This is a genomic window from Mesorhizobium sp. M7A.F.Ca.US.014.04.1.1 (genome assembly GCF_003998745.1).
GTDB lineage: Bacteria > Pseudomonadota > Alphaproteobacteria > Rhizobiales > Rhizobiaceae > Mesorhizobium > Mesorhizobium ciceri.
This window is the reverse complement of the sequence record NZ_RZRW01000720.1, coordinates 1-2,573: the sequence shown is the minus strand read 5'-3', so window position 1 is coordinate 2,573 and position 2,573 is coordinate 1. Positions and strand designations below refer to the sequence as shown.

General features: G+C 63.3%; 3 protein-coding genes. All 3 read left to right on the top strand.

Annotated features, from left to right (window positions below; all coding sequences use genetic code 11):
• A partial coding sequence (locus tag EOA22_RS30485; protein WP_164756035.1) for an FAD-dependent monooxygenase occupies nucleotides 1-869 on the top strand: 869 nt, incomplete at its 5' end.
• A 423-nt stretch (nucleotides 870-1,292) separates the two neighbouring features.
• A complete protein-coding gene (locus EOA22_RS30480) occupies nucleotides 1,293-2,324 on the top strand; it encodes a hydroxyacid dehydrogenase (protein WP_063168637.1) in 1,032 nt (343 codons plus the stop codon).
• Nucleotides 2,325-2,433: 109 nt separating this feature from the next.
• Nucleotides 2,434-2,544, top strand: a complete 111-nt coding sequence (locus tag EOA22_RS30475; protein WP_082826510.1) for a hypothetical protein — start codon at nucleotides 2,434-2,436, stop codon at nucleotides 2,542-2,544.
• Nucleotides 2,545-2,573 lie beyond the last annotated feature (29 nt).

Below are 2,573 nucleotides of genomic sequence, written 5' to 3'. Positions count from 1 at the left end.
GCCTGCGCGACGCCTTGACGGCGCAAGTGCCGCTGACGGTCGGCAAGGTAACCGAAGTCTCGACTGGACCGGACCGGCAGCGGCTTGTGCTGGCCGACGGCACCGTCATCGATGCCCGCCTGCTGGTGGTGGCAACCGGTCACGGCGAGGCGGTGCGGCGCGCCGTCGGCGTCGAGCGTATCGAGCAATCGAAGGCGCATTCATTGTCGATGGGATTCGACCTCGCCATCTCGCCCAGCGATTTCGGTCATCAGTCCGTCACCTGCTACAGCAGGCGGGCCGCCGACCGTATCGCCTACATCAGCATCTTTCCCCTCGGCGACAAGATGCGGGCGAACATGTTCCTCTATCGCAATGTGGCCGAGCCGTGGACGCGGGCGTTCCGCCAGGAGCCGCAAAAGATGCTCTGCGAATTGATGCCCGAAATAGCCGTGCGATGCGGCAACTTCGAAGTCGCGAGTCCTGTCGAGGTCAGGCAGATCAGTCTGAGCACGACGCAAGGCCATCGCCGCGACGGGGTCATCTTCATCGGCGATGCTTTCTGTACCACGTGTCCGACGCCGGGCGTCGGCATCGGCCGCGTGATGACCGATGTCGATCAGCTCCATTCGGTTCACATTCCACGCTGGCTCGAAACTCCAGGCATGGCGGCTGACAAGATCAACGCCTTCTATGACGACCCGGTCAAGGTGGCTGCCGATGAGGATGGCATGCGGGTCAGTTACTATGCCAAGTCGATTACCGCCGACACCGGGCTGGAATGGCGCGTGCGGCGCCTGCGCAACAACACCGCGCGCCAGCTGATGATCATCGGCCGTAAGGTCCGGCATCTGGGACAACGGCGGGCACCCGTGGCCAATATGCGATAGGGCGCGACCAGTGGCGCCCTATCGCCGATATTGATTGCCCTTATAGGGCGAAGGCGTCAGTCGCCAACCGCTCAGGTTGCCGTCGGCGGAGGTGTCGATGGGGCAGTCTGGGCCGTGACACCCGAAAGCCTGTCGCGCTTCTGCAAGGTTGGTTTCTCGTATTTCTTCACTGTAAAGTGCCCTCCGAATTGATACGGCGCCAGCAGAACCAATTCCCTGCCCCATGTCAATTGTGCCATTACTGGTTCTTACGTCGTATCCACGCCATCGCGGTCAAACGATTCTTCACTGTTGCATTGCCGGCACATATCGGCTCCGACAGGTCACCTCATCCCAGCGCCAATCCCGCTCTCCTCGGCCGCGCGATGTTGTAAATCGTTTCATCCAAGGTATTTTGGCCATTGGGGAACAGAGGGAATAGTCATGTCCAACAGCGCCTTGCCGCTGGTCATCAGTGCGCCTGAACCACGCACGCTCGACCTGATCTTCACAGCCCGGCAGCTGGCGCGGCTCAAGGCGCACTATCGCATCGTCGAGACGACCGCTGACGGCGTCGCGAAACTGCCGGCCGACGTGCTGGCCGAGGCGCGCTATATCATCGGCCAGCCGCCCATATCGCCCGAAACGCTCGATCGGATGAAGACACTGCGCTGCGTCTTCAATGTCGAGACCAACCTCATCAACAATATGCCCTACGAGACGTTGTTCGCGCGCGGCATCCATGTCGTCACCACCGGCCTGGTGTTCGCCGAGCCGGTCGCGGAGCTTGGCCTTGCCATGGCACTCAATCTCGCCCGCGGCATCGTCGATGCCGACCTCGCCTTCCGCCAGGGACAGGAACTGTGGGGCGGCGACGGCAACCAGACGGCGCGGCTCTTGTCCGGCGCCGATGTCGGCATCATCGGTTTCGGCGATCTCGGCCGGGCGCTCAACCGGCTGCTGTCGGGCTTCCGCACCCGCACCAAAGTCTTCGATCCATGGCTGCCGCCATCGATCCTCATCGACAATGGCGTCGAGCCGGCCTCCCTCGACGAGGTGCTGTCGACCAGCGACTTCATCTTCGTCGTTGCCTCGGTGACCAGCGAGAACCAGGGTTTTCTCGGTGCCGACGCCTTTGCCGGCATGCGCAAGGGCGCTGCCTTCATCCTGCTCAGCCGCGCCGGCGTGGTGGACTTCCCGGCGCTGATGGCGGCGGTGAAGAGCGGCCACATCGTCGCCGCCAGCGACGTTTTTCCCGAAGAACCGCTGGCGCGGGACCATCCGGTGCGCGCCCTGCCCGGCTTCCTGCGCTCGGCTCACCGCGCCGGCGCGCTCGACATCGCCTTCAAGCGCATGGGCGATATGGTGCTGGAGGACATGGACCTGATCGACCGCGACCTGCCGCCGCTGCGCTCCAAACGCGCCGAGCGCGAGACGGTTTCGCGCATGCGTTCCAAGCCGGCCGACAGGAATTGAGGCGTGGATTTTCGTTCGGGTTGGCCGGCCCTCGACCAGGTCCGCTTGACAGGAGCGCGGCCGGCGATGACGCTGCCGCAATCGAACTTTGCGGAGGGAGGCCGTGACCATGAAGAAGATCTATGAAAAGCCGATGCTGCTCAAACGGCAGAAACTCTCCGCCGTGACGGCGCAGCAAGCCACTTCAGGAGTGACCGGTCCGATCGGCCCGACAGGCTGACGCCTCACGGTGTTCGATGAAGGTAGCAT

Excerpts from the sequence above, each read along its gene's own strand:
- EOA22_RS30475 (WP_082826510.1), top strand. The coding sequence starts at position 2,434 with ATGAAGAAGATCTATGAAAAGCCGATGCTGCTCAAACGGCAGAAACTC.
- EOA22_RS30480 (WP_063168637.1), top strand. The coding sequence starts at position 1,293 with ATGTCCAACAGCGCCTTGCCGCTGGTCATCAGTGCGCCTGAACCACGC.